This is a genomic window from Sphingomonas sp. RIT328 (assembly GCF_000632225.1).
Taxonomy (GTDB): Bacteria; Pseudomonadota; Alphaproteobacteria; order Sphingomonadales; family Sphingomonadaceae; genus Sphingomonas; species Sphingomonas kyungheensis.
Map to the genome: position 1 here is coordinate 155,910 of NZ_JFYV01000012.1, position 18,062 is coordinate 173,971.

Sequence of the window (18,062 nt, forward strand, 5' to 3'; positions counted from 1 at the left end):
GATCCGCATCGACCCCCCATTTTCCGCTTATGCAACAACCCCATGATATCGATCGCGCGCTCGGTTTCGCGATTCCCTCCCGCTCGGCGCGCGGACGGATCGTGCGGCTCGGGCCGGCGCTCGACGCGGTGCTTGCCGCGCACACCTATCCGCCGGCGATCGAGGCCTTGCTCGCCGAGGCGCTGACCTTGGTCGCGCTGATCGGCTCGACGCTCAAGGACCCGACCGCGCAGCTGACGATGCAGACGCGCACCGAACAGGGCGTCGTGCAGTTGATGGTCTGCGACTATCGCGGCGGCGAGGTGCGCGGCTATATCGATTACGACGCCGATCGGCTCGCGGCCGCGCCGGAACAGCCGACCTTGTTCGCCCTGTTCGGTCAGGGCTATCTGGCGATCACCTTCGATCTCGCCGCCACCGGCGAACGCTATCAGGGCATCGTCCCGCTCGACGGCGAGACGCTGGCCGAGGCGGCGCAGAGCTATTTCGTCCAGTCGGAGCAGATCCCCAGCCTCGTCCGCGTCGGCATCGGTCGCGACGGGGAAGGGCGCACGGTCGCCGGCGGTCTGTTCCTCCAGCATCTGCCCGAGGGCGAGGTCGGCCGCGAGCGGTTGCACACGCGGCTCGATCATCCCGAATGGGAGCATGTCGAGGCGCTCGGGCAGACGATGGGCGCCGACGAACTTGCCGATCCGTCGCTGTCGCTCGAAACGCTGATCTGGCGATTGTTCAACGAGGAACCCGACGTGCGCGTTCTCGCCGCGACCCCGCTGTCGCGCGGCTGCCGCTGCAACGGGGACTATATCGCCAGCGTCATCGCCAAATTCTCGCCGGAGGAGCGGCGCGAGATGGCCGATGAGAATGGCCTGATCCACGTCGATTGCGCCTTCTGCGCGGTCAAATTCCCGGTGCCCGCCGAGGCGGACCCGGTCGCCTGACGCCGCGGCGTTAATCTCTTTTTAGGGCGGGCGGCCTAATGACGGGGTGTACCAGTTTCTACCGGTACGCTTTTCTCCTTGGGGATGCTGGTCGCGTCCCTCTCCTTCAAAAGGGCCGCCTGATCCGCGGCCCTTTTCTTTTGCTCCGCTTTGGCCTAGCGCCGCGGAGATCATGACCATGTCCAACGAGGCCCCTCTGGCCGTCGTGCTCGTCTCGGGCGGGCTCGATTCGATGATCTCCGCCGCCAGCGCGCGCGAGGCGGGCTATCGCCTGCTCGCGCTGTCGGTTGATTATAACCAGCGTCACCGGGTCGAACTCGCCGCCGCGCGCCGTGTCGCCGCGACGCTTGGCGCGGAACGGCATATCGTGCTGCCGCTCGATCTGTCGGCCTTCGGCGGCTCGGCGCTGACCGACGATATCGCCGTGCCGAAGGACGGCGTCGGCGAGGGCATCCCCGTCACCTACGTGCCGGCGCGCAACACGATCTTCCTCAGCCTCGCGCTCGGCTGGGCCGAGGCGGCGGGATCGCGCGACCTGTTCATCGGCGTCAACGCGCTCGATTATTCCGGCTATCCCGATTGCCGCCCCGAATTCATCGCCGCCTTCGAAGGCCTGGCGGAGATCGCCACCAAGGCGGGGGTCGAGGGCGAGCCGTTCAAGATCCACGCGCCGCTCCAGCATATGACCAAGGCGGATATCGTCCGCGAGGGCACCCGACTGGGCGTCGACATGGGGTTGAGCTGGTCGTGCTACGATCCCGCACCGGGCGGCGTGCATTGCGGCGATTGCGACAGCTGCCGGCTGCGCGCCAAGGGCTTCGAGGAGGCCGGTATCGCCGACCCGACGGTCTACGCCGTCCGGCCCTGATCCGATGTCCTATGCGGTCAAGGAAATGTTCCTCACCCTGCAGGGCGAGGGCGTCAACGCCGGGCGGCGTGCGGTGTTCGTGCGCTTTGCCGGCTGCAACCTGTGGAGCGGACGCGAGCAGGACCGGGCGAGCGCGGTCTGCCGCTTCTGCGATACCGATTTCGTCGGCGTCGACGGGCTCGGCGGCGGCAAGTTCGCCGATGCCGATGCGCTCGTCGCGGCGGTGATCGGCTTTTGGGGCGCGGGGCAGGGCGACCGTTTCGTCGTGCTGACCGGCGGCGAGCCGATGTTGCAGGTCGACGATGCGCTGGTCGAGGCGCTCCATGCCGCGGGCTTCCGCATCGCGATTGAGACCAACGGCACGCTGGCCGTGCATCCCGGGATCGACTGGGTCTGCGTCAGCCCCAAGGCGGGCAGTCACGTCGTGCAGCGCTCGGGCGACGAGCTCAAGCTGGTCTGGCCGCAGCCCGGCAGCGACATCGACGCGGTCGAGGCCTGGGACTTCACCCACCGCCTGTTGCAGCCGATGGACGATGCGCGCGGGGCGGCGAATATCGAAGCGGCGATCGCCGTGGTGATGGCGCGGCCGCAGTGGCGGCTGTCGCTCCAGACGCACAAGCTTCTGGGGCTGCGCTAGGCCGAGCGGGGCTGGTGCCCACTTAGGGGCGAGGCCTCTGCAAAACACCCTCCATGCCGGGCCCGTTCCGGCATCGACGGTTCCGCAGGGGTTTCAGCCGATCATTTCGTGGCACGGTGGGCCCCGGACCCAGTTTGGGGTGATGGCGCGTGATGGGCGAGGGCGGGACGTTCGCAGGGGTGTCGCATGGGCGGCAATCCAGTGGCCCGGCTAAACCGCTGTCACACGTAATATTCGATCGCCGGCTGCGCTCGATCCCGGTCTAGGTTCGGTGACCGCCCCGAAGCCCGCGCCGGAGCGGTGCACGACAGTCAACCGGCGCCGCGAAGAAACCCCCGCGGCGCCCGTCGATCACCGCTGCGCGGTCTGCGTCGCCGATACATCGGCAGCGGCGGTCGCGGTCGCCGGCGCGGCGGGCGGCCAGTTGAACGCGCCGCACTTCTTGGTGACCCACTCGCCCTTCTTGTTCCAGCAGATCGCATCCAGCCGCGGCTGCGAGGCATAATCGCGGCCCAGGTAGCGCGTGAACTGCTGCTCGCCATAGGGGGTCAGGCTGTTGCGCAGTTCGCGGACGTGATCCATCGCGAAGTCGCCGAAGCTGCCGCGCGGCACGAAGGTCGCGTCGCGGCCGATCGCGCTCGCCGTCTGGCAGAAGCCGTATTGCGCGGCGACCGTGGCATAGCCCGAATAGGTGCGCGTGCCGAACTGGTCGAGCGCGGCCTGGCCGGCCTTGGGCGTCTTGTTGATCCGCGTGAAATATTTGGTGAGCGTGTCGAACGAGGTCTTGAGCTCGGCCTCGTGGTCCTTGAGCACCGCATTGTAGTTGGGCACGGTGAGCAGCGTCGGCTCGAACTGGCATTGCAGGGCGGCGACGTTGAGCCCGGCGCGGACGTTCCAAGCCATGGCGGCGCGCAGTTCGGCCTCGTTCGCGCCGGGCAGCACCTGGCCGAGCCCGTCCTCATGACCCTTGACGGTTTCGCCGCGGAAATCGTGTGAGCGCAAGAAGAATTGGGCCGAGGCGGGCGCGGCCGCCACCAAACCGACCGCGGCGCCGCCAAGCGCCAGCGCGATACGCAACACAGTCATCTCTCGTCATCCTCACCGAGGGGGTAATGTGTCGCGATTCTAGACGCTTTTGGGCGAAGACCCAATCCCCGATCGAAGGCGGACAGCATAAAATCCGATGAACTGCGCTCCGGCGCCGAAGCCAAAGAAAAAGCCGCCCGGTTGCCCGGACGGCCGTTTCACGTACGTAATATCCCGAAGGGGAGATTACATCGCGTTCGTGGTCATGGTGTCGTTCGACATCATGGTGTCGTTCGACATCATCGTGTCGTTGGCCATCATGCCACCGTTCGACGCACCGTCAACGGCGGTCATGTTGTCGCTCATGGTGCCCATGTCGTCGGTGGTGTTCATGTCGGTGACCATCGTGTTGTCGGTGGTCGTCTCGGTCTTCGGGCCACACGCCGAAACCGCGAGAGCGGCGCCGGCGATCAGCGAGCCGGTCAGGACCTTGGAGATGAGTGCACGCATTGGAAGCTCCCTAGAATAGGATTTGGACGGCTTGCTGGCCCTTTAATACCCAAATCGCAGTGGACATTAATCGCATAATGCCCGGCCCTCAAGCCTCGTTTTCTTTCCCGCTCGTTTCTGTCGGACAAGAGAGGGACTTGAGGAACGCCGGAGCGCTCAACGCAAGGGCTGCGTCGAAGGTTTCCAGCCCCGCATCGCGGCCGAGCGCGGCGAGGCTGGTCACCGGATATTCGGGCAGGCCGCACGGGACGATCCCGCCGAAGTGGCTGAGATCGGGCGATACGTTGACCGCCAGGCCATGCATCGTGATCCACCGGCGGACGCGCACGCCGATCGCGCCGATCTTCGCCTCGCTGCCGCCGTCCCGCGTCCAGATGCCGACGCGTCCCTCTGCGCGGAACGCGGCGACGCCGAGCTGTCCCAATGCCGCGATCACCCAGCCCTCGACCGCATGGACGAAACAGCGCACGTCGCGCCCGCGCCGGTTGAGGTCGAGCACCAGATAGACGATCCGCTGGCCGGGACCGTGATAGGTATATTTGCCGCCGCGCCCGGTCGCCACCACCGGGAAGCGCGGGTCGATCAGATCGCTGGCGACCGCGCTGGTGCCGGCGGTGTAGATCGGCGGATGTTCGAGCAGCCAGATCAGCTCGCGCGCCTCGCCCGCCTGCACCGCCTCGCTGCGGGCCTGCATCGCGGCGAGGGCTTCGTCATAGGGCGTGAGCCCCGGCGCCACGCGCCATTCGATGCCGTCGAGATCGTCCATCGCCGGCGCTGTGAACCGGTCGCCCGGCGCTGGCAAGTTCCACGCGTTGGCGAGTGGCCAAGTCGGCGCGGCTGCGGTAACCGGTCGCAAACGCCGTCATAAGGGGGTGCCGATGGTCAAGATGGGCAATGTGTGGGACCGCAGCGTCGCGGTGCTCGACGGGCGCGGCGGCATGCTCGCCGGCGTCGCGGCGCTGACGCTGTTCGTGCCGCAGGTGATCGCCGCCGCCTACACGGCCTATGCCGCGCCAAGCACCGCCAAGGTCGTGATCGCCGTGGTGATACAGATCCTGGTGACCGTCGCGGCGTTGTGGGGACAATTGGTCATCACCGCCGCCGCCTCCGATCCCGCCCTCGACCGGCCCGCCGCGGGGCGGCTGGCGCGCGTGCGGTTCGGCCCGGCGCTGCTCGTCGCGCTCGTACTGGCGCTCGCTTTCTCGTTGCTGTTCCTGCCGGCGGCCCTCCTGTTCTCCTATGCCGGGATCGACGTGACCCATCTGGGGGATCGGGCGACGCCGGTGGTGTCGTCGCCGGGCGCGGCGGGGGCGGGCGGGCTGTACACCGTGGTCATGCTGATCGTGGTGCTGTTCGTCGCGGTGCGGTTCCTGCCGCTCTATGCGGTCGTCCTGCACGAACGGCTCGGGTTGGGCGCGATCGCGCGCAGCTGGCGGCTGACGCGGCGGCATACGTGGCGACTGATCGGCGCGGTGCTGCTGTTCCTGATCGTGCTGCTCGTCGCGACGATGGCGGCGCAGTCGGTCAGCGGGCTTGTCCTGCGGCTGGCGCTCGGCGCCGATTCGGCGGCGACGGTCGGCTTCCTGTCGGCGAGCATCGCGCAGGGGGTGTCCACCGCCCTGACCTTGATGGCGATCGTCTTTTCGGCGCAGCTTTACGTCGCGCTGGTCGCCCGTGAACAGCTGTTGCGCGACAAGGCCGCACGGACCTGGACCGACGTATGAGACTGACCCTTGCCGCCCTGCTGAGCGATGCCTGGGCGATCTTCCGGCGCGACGCCGATCTGTTGCTGCGCATCGCCGGCCTGTTCTTCTTCGTGCCGACCTATGCGCTGCTGCTGCTCACCGCTCCGCTGCCCACCCCGGACGAGACGATCGTCGACACGCAGGCGCGTGCGCAGGCGTGGATGACCGCGCTCGACGGCTGGGTCGGCGATTACGGGCTCGGCTCGGTCGGCGCCTATGCCATCACCTATCTCGGGCTGGCGGTGATCTTCTGCCTGCTGCTCGATGCGGAGCGGCCGACTCTCGCCACGGCGCTGCAACGCGCGGCGCGGCGGTTCCCGCGCTTCATTCTCGCGATGGTGGTGGTGTCGATTCCGGCGGGGGCGGGGATGTACGTGCTGCTGCTGCCCGGCCTGTGGCTGATGAGCCGCTTCATGCTCGCCGGGCCGATGCTGTTCGCCGAGCCGCAGCTCGGCGCGATGCAGGCGGTCGGCGGGTCGTGGCGGCGTACCCGCCGCGGCCAGCTGGGCCTGCTCGGCGCGGTGGTCACCGTCTATCTCGCCGCGATCCTTGCCGGCCAGCCGTTCATGCTGCTGTCGCACTATCTGCGCGGCGACGGCGGCGGTAATCCCCTCGGCGTCGCGCTCGCCGAAGCCTGTGCCGCGGGAGTGGCGACCTGCACCCAGCTCGCCGGCGGTCTGCTCGCGGTGGCGGCCTATCGGCGCATCGTCCGCGCCCAAACTCCGTCCTAGGCGCGGCGACTAGGCCAGATACGGTACGTGCGCGCCGGCCTCGACCGGCAGCAGGCCGATCGCCCGCGGATCGGCGAAGGTCTCGATCGTCCGCTTGACCGCGGTGAACCCCTGCGCGCGATAGAAATTGAGCGCCGACGGGTGATCGAGCGTGCAGGTATGCACCCACAGGCGTGTCACGCCGGGCAGCCAGGCGCGCGCGATCGCCTCCGCCATCAGCCAGCGGCCATGGCCCTGGCCGGCAAGCTCGGGCACCAGCCCGAAATAGGAGAGCTCACAGGCGCCGGCGTGGCGGAAGTCGAGCTCGAGCAGGCCGATCTCGATCCCGGCGCGGTCGACGACCGCATGGACCTGCACCTGCGGATCATGGATGATCGCGGTAAGCGTCGCATCGTCCATCGCCAGCCGCGAATACCATAGCCACGGGCCCCCGACACGGCGGAACAGCGTGCGATAGCGGTCTGGCTGCGGCTCGGCCCAGCGCACCAGCCGCAGCGGAGAGGCGGGCAGCGGGCGCAACGGCGGCCGCCGCGTCATCTCCAGCGTGGTGACGATCGTCGCCAGCTGGTCGGGGGCGACCGCGATCAATCCCATGTCGCGACCGGCGGCAGGCTCATCAGGATCGCATCGATATTGCCGCCGGTCTTGAGCCCGAACAACGTGCCGCGATCGTAGACGAGGTTGAATTCCGCATAGCGCCCGCGCCACGCCCGCTGCGTCGCCAGATCGGCGGCGTCGAACGGATCGTTCATCCGCCGCCGGACGATGCGCGGATAGGTGTCGAGGAACGCCTCGCCGACCGCGCGGGTGAAGGCGAAGTTCGGCGCGAAGTCGCCTTCGAGATGATCGTAGAAGATGCCGCCGACGCCGCGATGCACCTTGCGATGCGGGATGTAGAAATAATCGTCCGCCCACGCCTTGAAGCGGGGGTGATACGCCGGGTCGAAGGCATCGCAGGCCGCCTTGAGCGTCGCGTGGAAATCGGCGGTGTCCTCGACGACCGGCAGCGGCGGGTTGAGATCGGCGCCGCCGCCGAACCAGCGTTTGGTTGTGACGAGGAAGCGGGTGTTCATATGCACGGCGGGCACGCGCGGATTGGCCATATGCGCGACGAGGCTGATCCCGGTGGCGAAGAAGCGCGGATCGTCGCCGGCACCGTGGATCGACTTGCCGAACTCGCCGTCGAGCAGCCCGCCGACGGTGGAGACGTTGACGCCGACCTTCTCGAACACCTTGCCCTTCATAAGCCCGCGCACCCCGCCGCCGCCCGGCGCACCCGAGGGGTCGGTGCGGTCCCAGGGGAGGTAGTCGAATCGCGCGTCGGACCCGGCCTCGCGCTCGATCGCCTCGAATTCGGTGCAGATGCGCGTGCGCAGTGATTCGAACCAGGTGCGGGCGGCGGTCTGTTCGGCGTCGAGGGTCAGCATGGCGGGCTTGTGGCAAGAGCCTCGTCGGAAGTCGAGCGCTGGTCATCCGCGCGCCGGGCTGGCAAGCGGCGGTGATGAGTCGCGTCACCCGCCAATCGCTGCTGCGCGGGCTGCGCGTCACCGCGGTCAGTTCCGCCTTCGTCTGCGCGTTCGTCTGGGCGGCGGGCTATTTCGACGTCGACCCGGTCCATGTCTATGCCGCACGACCGCCCGCGGCGGCGCGGGTGGCGGTGGTCAACGTTTCGGGCGATATGGGGCTGCGCTTCCTGCTCGGCGCCTCGACCTCGCACGGGCTGACCGCGGCGCATATCCCGGTGGTCGGCATCGCGACGCCGGTGCTGTTCCGCCGGCACCGCAGCGCCGCCGATGTCGACCGCATCGTCGCCGGAACGATCCGCACCGCGCTCGCGCGCACCGGCGCGTCGCGCGTCGTGGTGATGGGACAGTCCTATGGCGCCGATATCGTCCAGACCGGGCTGGCGCACCTTCCCGCCGACCTGCGCGCGAAGGTCGCGGCGATCATCCTCGTCCTGCCCGGCGATTCGGTCTATTTCCGCGCCGACCCGACGGGCTGGTCCTATGGCGACCATCCCGACAGCCGCGCCGTCGCCACCGCCGACACGCTGACCTGGGCGCCGCTCACCTGCATCTATGGCGTCGAGGAAGACGACAGCCTCTGCCCGCTGCTGCGCGTGCCCGGCGCGCATGTCATCGGCATGCCCGGCGGCCATAACATCCACCATGACGAAGCCGCGTTGCTCGCCCATGTGCTCGCGGCGGTGCGAGCGGTCGGCGGATGATGCTCACCCAAAGGCGTGCACGCGCGAACATCGTCCAGGCCGGCGCAGCCCTTCGGATCCCGCAGGGCAAGAGCGGGCCGCGTCTGCCGTACGGGCCCGCAATGCCCGCATCCTCTTGGCGTCTTCGCGTTTTATCGCGCTCTACACATTTTGGGGGAACCCGCCCAATTGCCGCAACGCCTCCGCCGCGACGATCCCGGCGGAGACCGACAGGTTGAGCGAGCGCAGCGGCGGCGCCATCGGGATGACGACGCGCGCGTCGGCGCGGGCGTGCACCTCATCGGGGACGCCGGCGCTTTCGCGGCCGAACAGCAGCACGTCGCCTGGCGCGAAGGCAAAGGCGGGCAGGGCAGTCGCGCCCCGCGTCGTCGACAGCACCAGCCGCCCGCGCAAGGCGGCGAGGAACGCGCTCCAGTCGGCATGGCGGGTGATCGCGACGTGATCGATATAGTCCATCGCCGCGCGCGCGACGCGCTTGTCATCCCATTGGAAGCCCATCGGTTCGATCAAATCGAGGCCGATGCCGAAACAGGCGCAGGTGCGCATCACCGCGCCGACGTTGCCGGCGATGTCGGGCTGATAGAGGGCGATGCGGAGCGGCGGGGTCATGGCCGGCTTCCTTAGCGGCGCGCCCACCGAGGTCAAAATGCTGTTGGCAAAGCGCCGGCCCGCCGTCTATCAGTCCTGTGGCTCGCCGTGGGGACGGCGGGGTTCGGTGGCGCGGCATGACCGGTTCCTCCGCAATAACGAGAGAGACGAGGGCAGAGACGAATGGCGACTGACAGCATGGTACCACCCGGTGAATCACCGGAACCGTTCCACGAGGAAGTCCACGATCCCCGCCGTCGCGATTTCATCAATATCGCCGCCGTGTCCTTCGCCGGAGTCGGTGCGCTGGCGATCGTGCTGCCACTGATCAACCAGATGAACCCCTCGGCCGACGTGCTCGCCCAGTCGACCACCGAGGTCGATCTGTCGAAGATCGCGCCGGGACAGGCGATCAAGTCGCAATTCCGCAAACAGCCGCTGTTCGTCCGCAATCTCACCCCCGCCGAGATCGCCGAGGCGAACAAGGTCGACGTCGCCAGCCTGCGCGATCCGCAGACGCTCGCCGAACGGACCAAGCCCGGCAAGGAAAACTGGCTGATCACGCTCGGCGTGTGCACCCATCTCGGCTGCGTGCCGCTCGGTGCGGGCGAGGGCGAGAACAAGGGGCCGTTCGGCGGCTATTTCTGCCCGTGTCACGGCTCTGCCTATGACACCGCGGCGCGCATCCGCCAGGGACCGGCGCCGAAGAACCTCTTCGTCCCCGACTATACGTTCAATTCCGACACCGCCGTCACGGTCGGCTGAGGGAGATCCGGATCATGAGCTTTCCCTGGGCCAAACATTACGAACCGAAGCAGCCGCTGATGCGCTGGCTGGACGAGAAGCTGCCGCTGCCGCGCCTCGTCTACAATGCCGTCGGCGCGGGCTATCCGGTGCCGCGCAACCTCAATTACTTCTGGAATTTCGGCGTGCTCGCCGGCGCCGCGCTGGCGATCCAGATCATCACCGGCGTCGTGCTGGCGATGCATTATGCCGCCAATGCCGGGGTCGCCTTCGGTTCGGTCGAGAGCATCATGCGCGACGTCAACGCCGGCTGGTTCCTGCGCTATGCGCACGCCAACGGCGCGTCGATGTTCCTGCTCGTCGTCTACATCCATATCGGTCGCGGCCTTTATTACGGCTCGTACAAGGCGCCGCGCGAGATGGTGTGGCTGCTCGGCGTCGTCATCTTCCTGCTGATGATGGCAACCGCCTTCATGGGCTATGTGCTGCCCTGGGGTCAGATGAGCTTCTGGGGGGCGCAGGTCATCACCGGCTTCTTCTCGGCGATACCGCTCGTCGGCGATACCATCCGCATCTGGCTGCTCGGCGGCTTCGCGCCGGATAACGCCGCGCTCAACCGCTTCTTCTCGCTCCATTACCTGCTGCCGTTCGTCACCGCGGGCGTCATCATCCTGCACATCTGGGCGCTGCACATCCCGGGCTCGAACAACCCGACCGGGGTCGAGGTCAAGGGCGAGCAGGATACCGTGCCCTTCCACCCCTATTACACCGCCAAGGATGCGGTTGGCCTCGGCGTGTTCCTGCTGGTGTTCGCGGCGCTGATCTTCTTCAGCCCGAACCTGCTCGGCCACCCGGACAATTACATCGAGGCGAACCCGCTCTCGACGCCGGCGCATATCGTCCCCGAATGGTATTTCCTGCCGTTCTACGCGATCCTCAAGAGCTTCACCGCCGACTTCATCCTGCCGGCGAAGCTGTGGGGCGTGCTCGCGATGTTCGGTTCGATCCTGCTGCTGTTCTTCCTGCCGTGGCTCGACAGCTCGCCGGTGCGCTCGGCCAACTTCCGGCCGAAATACCGCATGTTCCTCGGCATCCTGCTGTTCGACGTGCTCGTGCTCGGCTATGTCGGCGGGGCGGAGGCGAATGCGCGCAACGTCATCCTCGGCCAGCTCGCCTCGGCCTATTATTTCGCGCACTTCCTGATCATCCTGCCGTGGGTCGCCCGTTCGGAACGGCCGCGCCCGCTGCCCAATTCGATCACCGAAGCCGTGCTTGCGAAACATGGCGGCACCAGCCCGGCGAAGTCAGCGGTCGCAACCGCGGCGCACGCCTGAACCGACCTGGGGGACAACAGAACATCATGCCTCGCATCATTGCCTCGCTGATCGGTGCCGCCTTCGTCTTCGTGCTGGCGATCGCGCTGTTCGGCACCGCCAAGACCGCGATCCAGGATCCGGCCGCGGAGTCCGCCGAACACGTCTTCCACCTCCGTCCGGAGAATATCCACCTGCCGTCGAACGGCTTTTTCGGGAAGTTCGACAATCGCCAGCTGCAGCGCGGTTTTCAGGTCTACAAGGAGGTCTGCTCGGCCTGCCACAGCCTGAAGTACGTCGCCTTCCGCGACCTGACCAAGATCGGCTATACCGATCCCGAGGTGAAGGCGATCGCCAACCAGTGGGTGATCGAACAGCCGTCGATCAATCCGGAGACGGGCGAGGCGGCGACGCGCAAGAACGTGCCGTCTGATCATTTCCCGTCGCCCTTCGCCAATGAGGTCGCCGCCCGCGCCGCCAACAACAATGCGCTGCCGCCCGACCTGTCGCTGATGACCAAGGCGCGCGAGGACGGCCCCAATTACATCCACGCACTGATCACCGGCTATCGCCCGCAGCCGGCGGCGCTTCTCAAGGAATTCCCCGGCGCCAAGACGCCGCAGGGCCTCCATTACAATCCCTATTTCGCCAACCTCAACATCGCCATGCCGCCGCCGCTGACCTCGGACGGGCAGGTGACCTATTCGGACGGTACCAAGGCGACCAAGGACCAGATGGCGCGCGACGTTGCCGCCTTCCTGACCTGGACCGCCGAGCCGAACCTCAACGCGCGTCACGCCGCCGGGCTCGCCGCCGGCATCTTCCTGCTGATCTTCTGCTTCCTCGCCTGGGGCGCGTATCAGAACGTCTGGCGCGACGTGAAACATTGATCGGGCGGGACCGGTGCGCAGGGGGCGACCGGTCCCGTCGACAAGCGCATTGACCCCGCCGGGTGGGAGCGGCAATCGCTCGGCGATGAACGACGATCTCAAGGCGCTGATCCGCACCATCCCGGACTTTCCCAAGCCCGGCATCCAGTTCCGCGACATCACCACGCTGCTGCTCGATGCCGGCGGCTTCGCGCAGACGATCGCGCGGATGGCGGCGGCGACGCTCGGGCCGGTCGACCTGATCGCCGGGATCGAGGCGCGCGGCTTCATCTTCGCCGCGGCGCTGGCGGCACCGCTCAACGCCGGCGTGCTGCTGCTCCGCAAGGACGGCAAGCTGCCCGGCGCGACGATCGCCGAGGATTACGCGCTCGAATATGGCGAGGACCGGATCGTGATGCATGAGGATGCGCTGGTGCCCGGACAGCGCGTGCTGCTCGTCGACGATCTGATCGCCACCGGCGGCACCGCGCGCGCCGCGGTGCGGCTGCTGCGCAAGGCGGGCGCCGAACTGCGTCAGGCGCAGTTCGTCATCGACCTGCCCGAGCTGGGCGGCGCCGATGCCCTGCGTGCCGAAAAGATACAGGTAGATTCGCTACTTAGCTTCGCCGGTCATTAACGGTTCAGCCGGAACCTGCGATAACACGCCCTCGTTGAGCGACGAGTTGGCGCGTATCGGCCTGAAGCTCGCGCCCGTCTTTTGGGAGAGCATCATGTTGCTCAAGCGTCTTGCCCTGGTGGGCCTGTTGTTCGGCGCCGGGCTCGCCACCTCCGCCTGTACCGATGGTTACGGTTATAGCGGCGTCGCGGTCGGCTATGGCGGCGGCGGTTACTATGACGGCGGTTATGGCGGCTACTGTTATGCGCCGGGCTATGGCTACGGCTATGGCGGCTATCCGAGCTATTTCGGCTGGTACGGCGATTATTATTATCCCGGCACCGGCATCTACGTCTACGATCAGTATCGCCGGCCGTATCGCTGGAACGACAGCCAGCGCCGCTATTGGGAGCAGCGCCGCAACGGCTGGCGAGGCGATCGCAATTTCCGCAACGACTGGAACGGCTTCGACCGCAGTCGTCCGAATGGGTTCGGCGGCGATCGCGGTCCTGGCTTCCGTGGCGATCGCGGCCCGGGTGTCCGCGGCGACCGTGGTCCCGGGGTGCGCGGGGACGGGGTGCGCGGCGATCGTGGCGGCTGGCGTGGTCGCCAGAATTTCTCCGGTACGCCGGGGGCTGTGCCACAGGCGACGCCGCAGGCGGTCGCGCCCGCCGGAACCGGGCAGCCACGCACCTGGGGCGGCTATCGCGGCGGAGGCGGCGCCCGCATGGGCGGGCCGCGTGGCGGCGGGTTCCACGGCGGCGGGCGCGGACGGCGCTGAGCCGCGCTGCGCGGCGCGGTGGCGTTGCCGGCGCAGCGCCACCATAAGCCTATGGGTGACGGGTCGCGATCAGTCCGTTGGACACGAAGGTCATCACCGCGACATCGTCCTGATTGAACACCGTCATCCGGCTCTTGACGATCCCCATCTCGGGCCGGCTCGTCGAGCGTCGCGCCTCGATCACTTCGGTCTCGCAGCGCAACCGGTCGCCGGGATAGACCGGCACCAGCCAGCGTAAGGCATCGATCCCCGGCGAACCGAGCCCTGCCTGCTCGTCCGCCTTGAGATGGCCGACCAGCATCGCCATCGTCATCGCGCAGGTGTGCCAGCCGCTCGCCGCTAGCCGGCCGAAATGCGTCTGTGCCGCCGCCTCGTCGGACAAATGGAAGGGCTGCGGATCGAAGCGCTCGGCAAAGGCGATCACCTCGTCGCGCTCGACCGGATAATCGCCGAAGCGCGCGGTCTCGCCGACTGCGATGTCCTCGAAATAGCGCATCCGGTCAGCGCCGCAGCACGGCGCGGAAGGGCGCGTCGTCGCCATCGAGGCCGCTGCCTGCCGGAAGTCCGAGCAGATCGCGCAGCAGCGGATTGACGTCGGTATTGTCGAAACTCGCCAACCGCTTGCCGCCGACGAAAGCGGGACCGTTGGCGATGAACAGCGCCGCCATGTCGGGGGCGCGATTGTCATAGCCGTGCGCCCCGCCATGGAAGGGGGCGGTCGGGGCGGACTTGACGATCAGCCAGCCGGGCTCGGCCAGGCAGATATAGGGCGGGATGCGCAGGTTGGTGCCGTAGCGGAAGCGCGCCGGCACCTCAGCCTTGCGCCAGCATTGCATATGCGGCCGCGGTGTGAGCAGACGCGCCTCGAGCGCCGCCTCATGCCCGGCGACGGGGTAGATCGTCGCATAGGGGCCGCTTTCCGACAGCAGGCGGTAATCCGCGGGATCGGCGATCGTATCGAGCGCGATCGTCCGGCTGCTGTCCGTCGCCGCCATGCCGTGATCGGCGACGATCACCAGATTGGCGGGCTGTTGCAAGGCGCGCAGCCCCTCGACCAGCCGGCCGATCTGGACGTCGACCGCGGCGACCGCCTGCGTCGTCGCCGCCGCCTGCGGGCCATTGGCATGGCCGGCGCTGTCGACCGTATCGAAATAGAGCGTGACGAAGCGCGGGCGCATCGTCGCGGGTCGGCGCATCCAGTCGATCACCGCATCGACGCGCTGCGCGCCGCTCACCGCCTGGTTGAACTGTTGCCAGTCCTCGGGCCGCGTCGCGTTGGCGACGGTGCCGTGGCTGTTGGGCAGCAGCGTCCCGCCCCAGCCGACGTTGGCGCCGGGCCAGAACATCGTCGCGGTGCGGATGCCGGCCTTTTCGGCGGTCACCCAGATCGGCTCGGCGGCGTTCCACCAGAAGGGATCGTCGCTCGCCATCGTGAAGGTCTCGCCGGGGCGGGTGGGGTCCTCCATCCGGTTGCCGACGATGCCGTGATGATCGGGCACCTTGCCCGTCACCAGCGTCCAGTGGTTGGGGAAGGTGACCGAGGGGAAGGAGGGCCGCATCGCCGCGCTCACCCCGTTCGCCGCCAGCGCCGACAGATTGGGCGTGACGCCGCGGGTTAGATAGTCGGGGCGGAAGCCGTCGATCGAGACGAGGATGGTGACCGGCGCGGTCTGCATCCGCGGCAGCGGCGCCGGCGGCAGGCTGGCCGTCGCGCCGGCCGGTTCCGGCCGCGTCACCGGCGACAGCGCCGGCGGCGTATAGGGAAGGGCGCAGCCGGCGAGCGCCGACAGGGCGAAGGCAAGCGCGGTGGGAATCAGTCTCACAGGCGGATCATCCCGAACGTGGAGGGCGCCGCTCCTCTACGCGGGGCAGGGGTGCTGCCACAAGTCGGCGCGCACCCCGTTCCAAGCCTCAGACGTTGAAGCGGAACAGCATCACGTCGCCGTCGTGGACGACATAGTCCTTGCCTTCCTGGCGCAGCTTGCCGGTATCTCGCGCACCCGCCTCGCCCTTGCAGGCGATGTAATCGGCGAAGGCGATCGTCTCGGCGCGGATGAAGCCGCGTTCGAAATCGGTATGGATCTCCCCCGCCGCCTGCGGCGCCTTGGCGCCGGCATGCACCGTCCACGCCCGCGCTTCCTTCGGGCCGACGGTAAAGAAGGTGAGTAGGTCGAGCAGCTTGTAACCGGCGGTGATGACGCGGGCGAGGCCGGTCTCCTGCAGACCCAGCTCGGCAAGGAATTCGGCGCGATCCTCGACCGGCATGGTCGCGATCTCCGCCTCGATCGCGGCGGAGACCACGACCGCCTCCGCCCCTTCCGCCTTGGCCTTGTCGAACACCTTGGCGGACAGGGCATTGCCGTTGGCGGCATCGGCCTCGTCGACGTTGCAGACATAGAGCACCGGCTTGGCGGTGATCAGCTGCGCCTGGGCGAAGACGCGCGCTTCCTCGGCGTCCTTGGGCTGGGTGAGCCGCGCCGGCTTGCCGTCGCGCAGCAGCTCGAGCGCCTGACCGAGCACCGCCGCGCCGATCTTGGCCTCCTTGTCGCCCTGCTGCCCCTTCTTGACGAGGTTGGGGACGCGCTTCTCGAGGCTTTCGAGGTCGGAGAGCATCAGCTCGGTCTCGACCGTCTCGGCATCGGCGATCGGGTCGACCTTGCCCTCGACGTGGGTGACGTCGCCGTCGGTGAAGCAGCGCAGCACGTGGACGATCGCATCGACTTCGCGAATGTTGCCGAGGAACTGGTTGCCGAGCCCTTCGCCCTTGGACGCGCCGCGCACCAGCCCGGCGATGTCGACGAAGGCGAGCTGCGTCTCGATGATCTTGGCCGATCCGGCGATCGCGGCCAGCTGGTCGAGGCGCGGATCGGGCACCGCGACGTTGCCGACGTTGGGTTCGATCGTGCAGAACGGATAATTGGCTGCCTGCGCCGCCGCCGTCTCGGTCAAAGCATTGAAGAGGGTGGACTTGCCGACGTTGGGCAGGCCGACGATGCCGCAGCGGAAACCCATGATGCGCTCTATTCTGATGGTGGGGAAAGCGCGCGCCTTACCGTCCGGGATCGGATTTGACCAGACGCCGCCGCGGCAGCGTGTCGCCGCTCCCGGCAAGGGACCGAATTGAACCTGTACCTGGTGTGAATAACTGATAGCATGTGGCGAAAGGACAGACCGCCCGTGCGGCGGGAGGGGGAGCGAAGGTGCGGATCATGGGGGTGATCGCGGCAGTGGCGCTGGGGGCGATGCTCCCCGCGGCGGCGCAGGGCATCGGGCAGCAGACATCCGCGCAAACCGCGCCACTGCACCCGCTTGCGCTCGGCAGCGGCGTGGAACGCGATACGCGGCTCAGCAGCCGGTTACGGCTGCGCGTCACCACCGTCACCACCGCCGCCGGCCCACGCGAGAAGATGCGCGAGCGCGTCGGCGGATCGATGATTGACCTCTATCCTTCGGATACGAGCGGTTTCCATATGTCGGCGGGGACGCGCATCTATGACACGAGACTGGCCGAGCAGGGCAATCGCGGGCCGGTCGGCGCGCCGCGGCAGAGCAATATCCCCAGCGGCCGAGTCGCGCTGCGCCGTACGCCGGCGCTGACGATGGGCTATAGCGACGAGGTCAGCGACCATCTGCACGTCGGCGTCGAGGCCGGGGCGATGCTCGGCCGCGCCTATAATACCGCCACCGATTCGACGCGGCGGCTGCGCGGTGAGCGCGACGGCGGTGACCCGGTCAATCCGGTCGTCCAGCTCGTCATCGGTCGCCGCTTCTGAGCGCGGCGCTTTCGGCGGCGACCGTCCTATATTAGGCGGACACCATGCTGCCCTTGCCCAATCCTGACCTTTTGCTGCCCGCCTTCGCGCCATGGTTCGACGTAGCGGGGCTGGCGGTGTTCGCCGTCTCCGGCGCGCTCGCCGCCGCCAAGCGCGGGCAGACCGCGGTGACGCTCGCCTTTTTCGCGTTGATCACCGGGGTCGGCGGCGGCACCGTGCGCGACCTGCTGATCGACGCGCCGGTGTTCTGGGTGCACGATCCGCGCGCCGCGACCGTCTGCCTGCTGATGGCAGCGGTGGTGTGGGTGACGCCGGAACACTGGTGGCGGGACGGCGCGCTCGCCTGGTTCGATGCGGTCGGGCTGGCCGCTTATGCGGTCTATGGCGCGGCCAAGGCGGTCGGCTATGGCGTGCCGCCGGTGCCCGCGGCGCTGATGGGGGTGATGACCGCCTGCGTCGGCGGCATCATCCGCGACGTGCTGGCCGGCGAGCCGTCGATCCTGATGCGGCCCGAACTCTACGTCACCGCCGCTGCCCTTGCCGCATCGCTGTACGTCGCGCTCGGGCTGATCGGGGTGGCGCCGGCGCCCGCGGCGGTGATCGCGGCGGCGGCGGGCTTCACGCTGCGCGCGGTGGCGATTCGCTTCCGGCTTGCGCTGCCCGCCTATCCCGGCCGCGACACCGCCGGTTGAGCGC

22 protein-coding genes are annotated in these 18,062 nt (G+C 68.1%); 13 read left to right on the forward strand and 9 right to left on the reverse strand.

The features are described from left to right. The first annotated feature begins 29 nt into the window (after positions 1-29). The 3 genes from hslO to queE all read left to right on the forward strand — a co-directional run bounded on the left by hslO (position 30) and on the right by queE (position 2,443). Positions 30-938 carry an Hsp33 family molecular chaperone HslO gene (gene hslO, locus BW41_RS07125; RefSeq protein WP_037532923.1) on the forward strand — a complete coding sequence of 303 codons (909 nt, stop codon included), beginning with the start codon at positions 30-32 and terminating at the stop codon, positions 936-938. Positions 939-1,116: 178 nt separating this feature from the next. After that, complete coding sequence (gene queC, locus BW41_RS07130; RefSeq protein ID WP_152542170.1) at positions 1,117-1,806, forward strand: 7-cyano-7-deazaguanine synthase QueC; 690 nt, start codon at positions 1,117-1,119, stop codon at positions 1,804-1,806. A 4-nt stretch (positions 1,807-1,810) separates the two neighbouring features. Then, on the forward strand, positions 1,811-2,443 hold the full coding sequence (gene queE / locus BW41_RS07135) for a 7-carboxy-7-deazaguanine synthase (protein ID WP_037532932.1): 633 nt from the start codon (positions 1,811-1,813) through the stop codon (positions 2,441-2,443). 351 nt (positions 2,444-2,794) lie between these two features. Here the strand turns inward: queE and BW41_RS07140 are convergent, their stop codons facing one another. The 3 genes from BW41_RS07140 to lipB all read right to left on the reverse strand — a co-directional run bounded on the left by BW41_RS07140 (position 2,795) and on the right by lipB (position 4,745). Continuing rightward, positions 2,795-3,529, reverse strand: coding sequence for a hypothetical protein (locus tag BW41_RS07140; RefSeq protein ID WP_037532933.1), 735 nt, complete (start codon positions 3,527-3,529; stop codon positions 2,795-2,797). 186 nt (positions 3,530-3,715) lie between these two features. Then, on the reverse strand, positions 3,716-3,979 hold the full coding sequence (locus BW41_RS07145; RefSeq protein ID WP_037532936.1) for a hypothetical protein: 264 nt from the start codon (positions 3,977-3,979) through the stop codon (positions 3,716-3,718). A gap of 88 nt (positions 3,980-4,067) precedes the next feature. Next, positions 4,068-4,745, reverse strand: coding sequence for a lipoyl(octanoyl) transferase LipB (gene lipB, locus BW41_RS07150; RefSeq protein ID WP_037532938.1), 678 nt, complete (start codon positions 4,743-4,745; stop codon positions 4,068-4,070). Positions 4,746-4,857: 112 nt separating this feature from the next. On the opposite strand from lipB, the gene BW41_RS07155 reads away from it, so the two are divergent. Further along, positions 4,858-5,703: a glycerophosphoryl diester phosphodiesterase membrane domain-containing protein gene (locus BW41_RS07155; RefSeq protein WP_037532940.1), complete on the forward strand. Its 846-nt coding sequence runs from the start codon at positions 4,858-4,860 to the stop codon at positions 5,701-5,703. Further along, entirely contained in the window at positions 5,700-6,455 is a 756-nt protein-coding gene (locus tag BW41_RS07160) for a hypothetical protein (protein ID WP_037532942.1), read from the forward strand. The genes BW41_RS07155 and BW41_RS07160 overlap by 4 nt, the downstream gene beginning before the upstream one ends. 9 nt (positions 6,456-6,464) lie before the next feature. On the opposite strand, the gene BW41_RS07165 is transcribed toward BW41_RS07160, so the two are convergent. Both BW41_RS07165 and hemF read right to left on the reverse strand, forming a co-directional pair. After that, positions 6,465-7,049 carry a GNAT family N-acetyltransferase gene (locus BW41_RS07165; protein ID WP_037532944.1) on the reverse strand — a complete coding sequence of 195 codons (585 nt, stop codon included), beginning with the start codon at positions 7,047-7,049 and terminating at the stop codon, positions 6,465-6,467. Continuing rightward, the gene (gene hemF / locus BW41_RS07170) at positions 7,040-7,882 is read right to left on the reverse strand and encodes an oxygen-dependent coproporphyrinogen oxidase (RefSeq protein ID WP_037532945.1); all 843 of its coding nucleotides are present in this window, start codon (positions 7,880-7,882) and stop codon (positions 7,040-7,042) included. The genes BW41_RS07165 and hemF overlap by 10 nt, the downstream gene beginning before the upstream one ends. A 74-nt stretch (positions 7,883-7,956) precedes the next feature. On the opposite strand from hemF, the gene BW41_RS07175 reads away from it, so the two are divergent. Next, positions 7,957-8,682 carry an AcvB/VirJ family lysyl-phosphatidylglycerol hydrolase gene (locus BW41_RS07175; protein WP_051583319.1) on the forward strand — a complete coding sequence of 242 codons (726 nt, stop codon included), beginning with the start codon at positions 7,957-7,959 and terminating at the stop codon, positions 8,680-8,682. Between the two features lie 141 nt (positions 8,683-8,823). Here the strand turns inward: BW41_RS07175 and BW41_RS07180 are convergent, their stop codons facing one another. Continuing rightward, positions 8,824-9,291, reverse strand: a complete 468-nt coding sequence (locus BW41_RS07180; RefSeq protein WP_037532946.1) for a tRNA (cytidine(34)-2'-O)-methyltransferase — start codon at positions 9,289-9,291, stop codon at positions 8,824-8,826. 177 nt (positions 9,292-9,468) lie between these two features. On the opposite strand from BW41_RS07180, the gene petA reads away from it, so the two are divergent. The 5 genes from petA to BW41_RS07205 all read left to right on the forward strand — a co-directional run bounded on the left by petA (position 9,469) and on the right by BW41_RS07205 (position 13,593). Further along, positions 9,469-10,035, forward strand: a complete 567-nt coding sequence (gene petA, locus BW41_RS07185) for a ubiquinol-cytochrome c reductase iron-sulfur subunit (protein WP_081792972.1) — start codon at positions 9,469-9,471, stop codon at positions 10,033-10,035. 14 nt (positions 10,036-10,049) lie between these two features. After that, on the forward strand, positions 10,050-11,348 hold the full coding sequence (locus BW41_RS07190; RefSeq protein ID WP_037532949.1) for a cytochrome b: 1,299 nt from the start codon (positions 10,050-10,052) through the stop codon (positions 11,346-11,348). 26 nt (positions 11,349-11,374) lie between these two features. Then, positions 11,375-12,217 carry a cytochrome c1 gene (locus BW41_RS07195; protein ID WP_037532950.1) on the forward strand — a complete coding sequence of 281 codons (843 nt, stop codon included), beginning with the start codon at positions 11,375-11,377 and terminating at the stop codon, positions 12,215-12,217. An 85-nt stretch (positions 12,218-12,302) separates the two neighbouring features. Beyond that, a complete protein-coding gene (locus BW41_RS07200) occupies positions 12,303-12,833 on the forward strand; it encodes an adenine phosphoribosyltransferase (protein WP_037532952.1) in 531 nt (176 codons plus the stop codon). Between the two features lie 94 nt (positions 12,834-12,927). After that, positions 12,928-13,593, forward strand: coding sequence for a hypothetical protein (locus BW41_RS07205; protein ID WP_037533275.1), 666 nt, complete (start codon positions 12,928-12,930; stop codon positions 13,591-13,593). A 49-nt stretch (positions 13,594-13,642) separates the two neighbouring features. On the opposite strand, the gene BW41_RS07210 is transcribed toward BW41_RS07205, so the two are convergent. The 3 genes from BW41_RS07210 to ychF all read right to left on the reverse strand — a co-directional run bounded on the left by BW41_RS07210 (position 13,643) and on the right by ychF (position 16,605). Then, the gene (locus BW41_RS07210) at positions 13,643-14,089 is read right to left on the reverse strand and encodes a MaoC family dehydratase (protein ID WP_037533277.1); all 447 of its coding nucleotides are present in this window, start codon (positions 14,087-14,089) and stop codon (positions 13,643-13,645) included. 4 nt (positions 14,090-14,093) lie between these two features. After that, entirely contained in the window at positions 14,094-15,416 is a 1,323-nt protein-coding gene (locus BW41_RS07215; protein ID WP_037532954.1) for an alkaline phosphatase family protein, read from the reverse strand. Between the two features lie 88 nt (positions 15,417-15,504). Continuing rightward, the gene (gene ychF, locus BW41_RS07220) at positions 15,505-16,605 is read right to left on the reverse strand and encodes a redox-regulated ATPase YchF (protein ID WP_037532956.1); all 1,101 of its coding nucleotides are present in this window, start codon (positions 16,603-16,605) and stop codon (positions 15,505-15,507) included. Between the two features lie 143 nt (positions 16,606-16,748). On the opposite strand from ychF, the gene BW41_RS07225 reads away from it, so the two are divergent. After that, positions 16,749-17,366 (forward strand): hypothetical protein, encoded by a 618-nt coding sequence (locus tag BW41_RS07225; RefSeq protein ID WP_152542172.1) that lies wholly within the window; start codon positions 16,749-16,751, stop codon positions 17,364-17,366. Positions 17,367-17,410: 44 nt separating this feature from the next. After that, positions 17,411-18,058: a trimeric intracellular cation channel family protein gene (locus BW41_RS07230; RefSeq protein WP_037532957.1), complete on the forward strand. Its 648-nt coding sequence runs from the start codon at positions 17,411-17,413 to the stop codon at positions 18,056-18,058. The last annotated feature ends 4 nt before the right edge of the window (positions 18,059-18,062 follow it).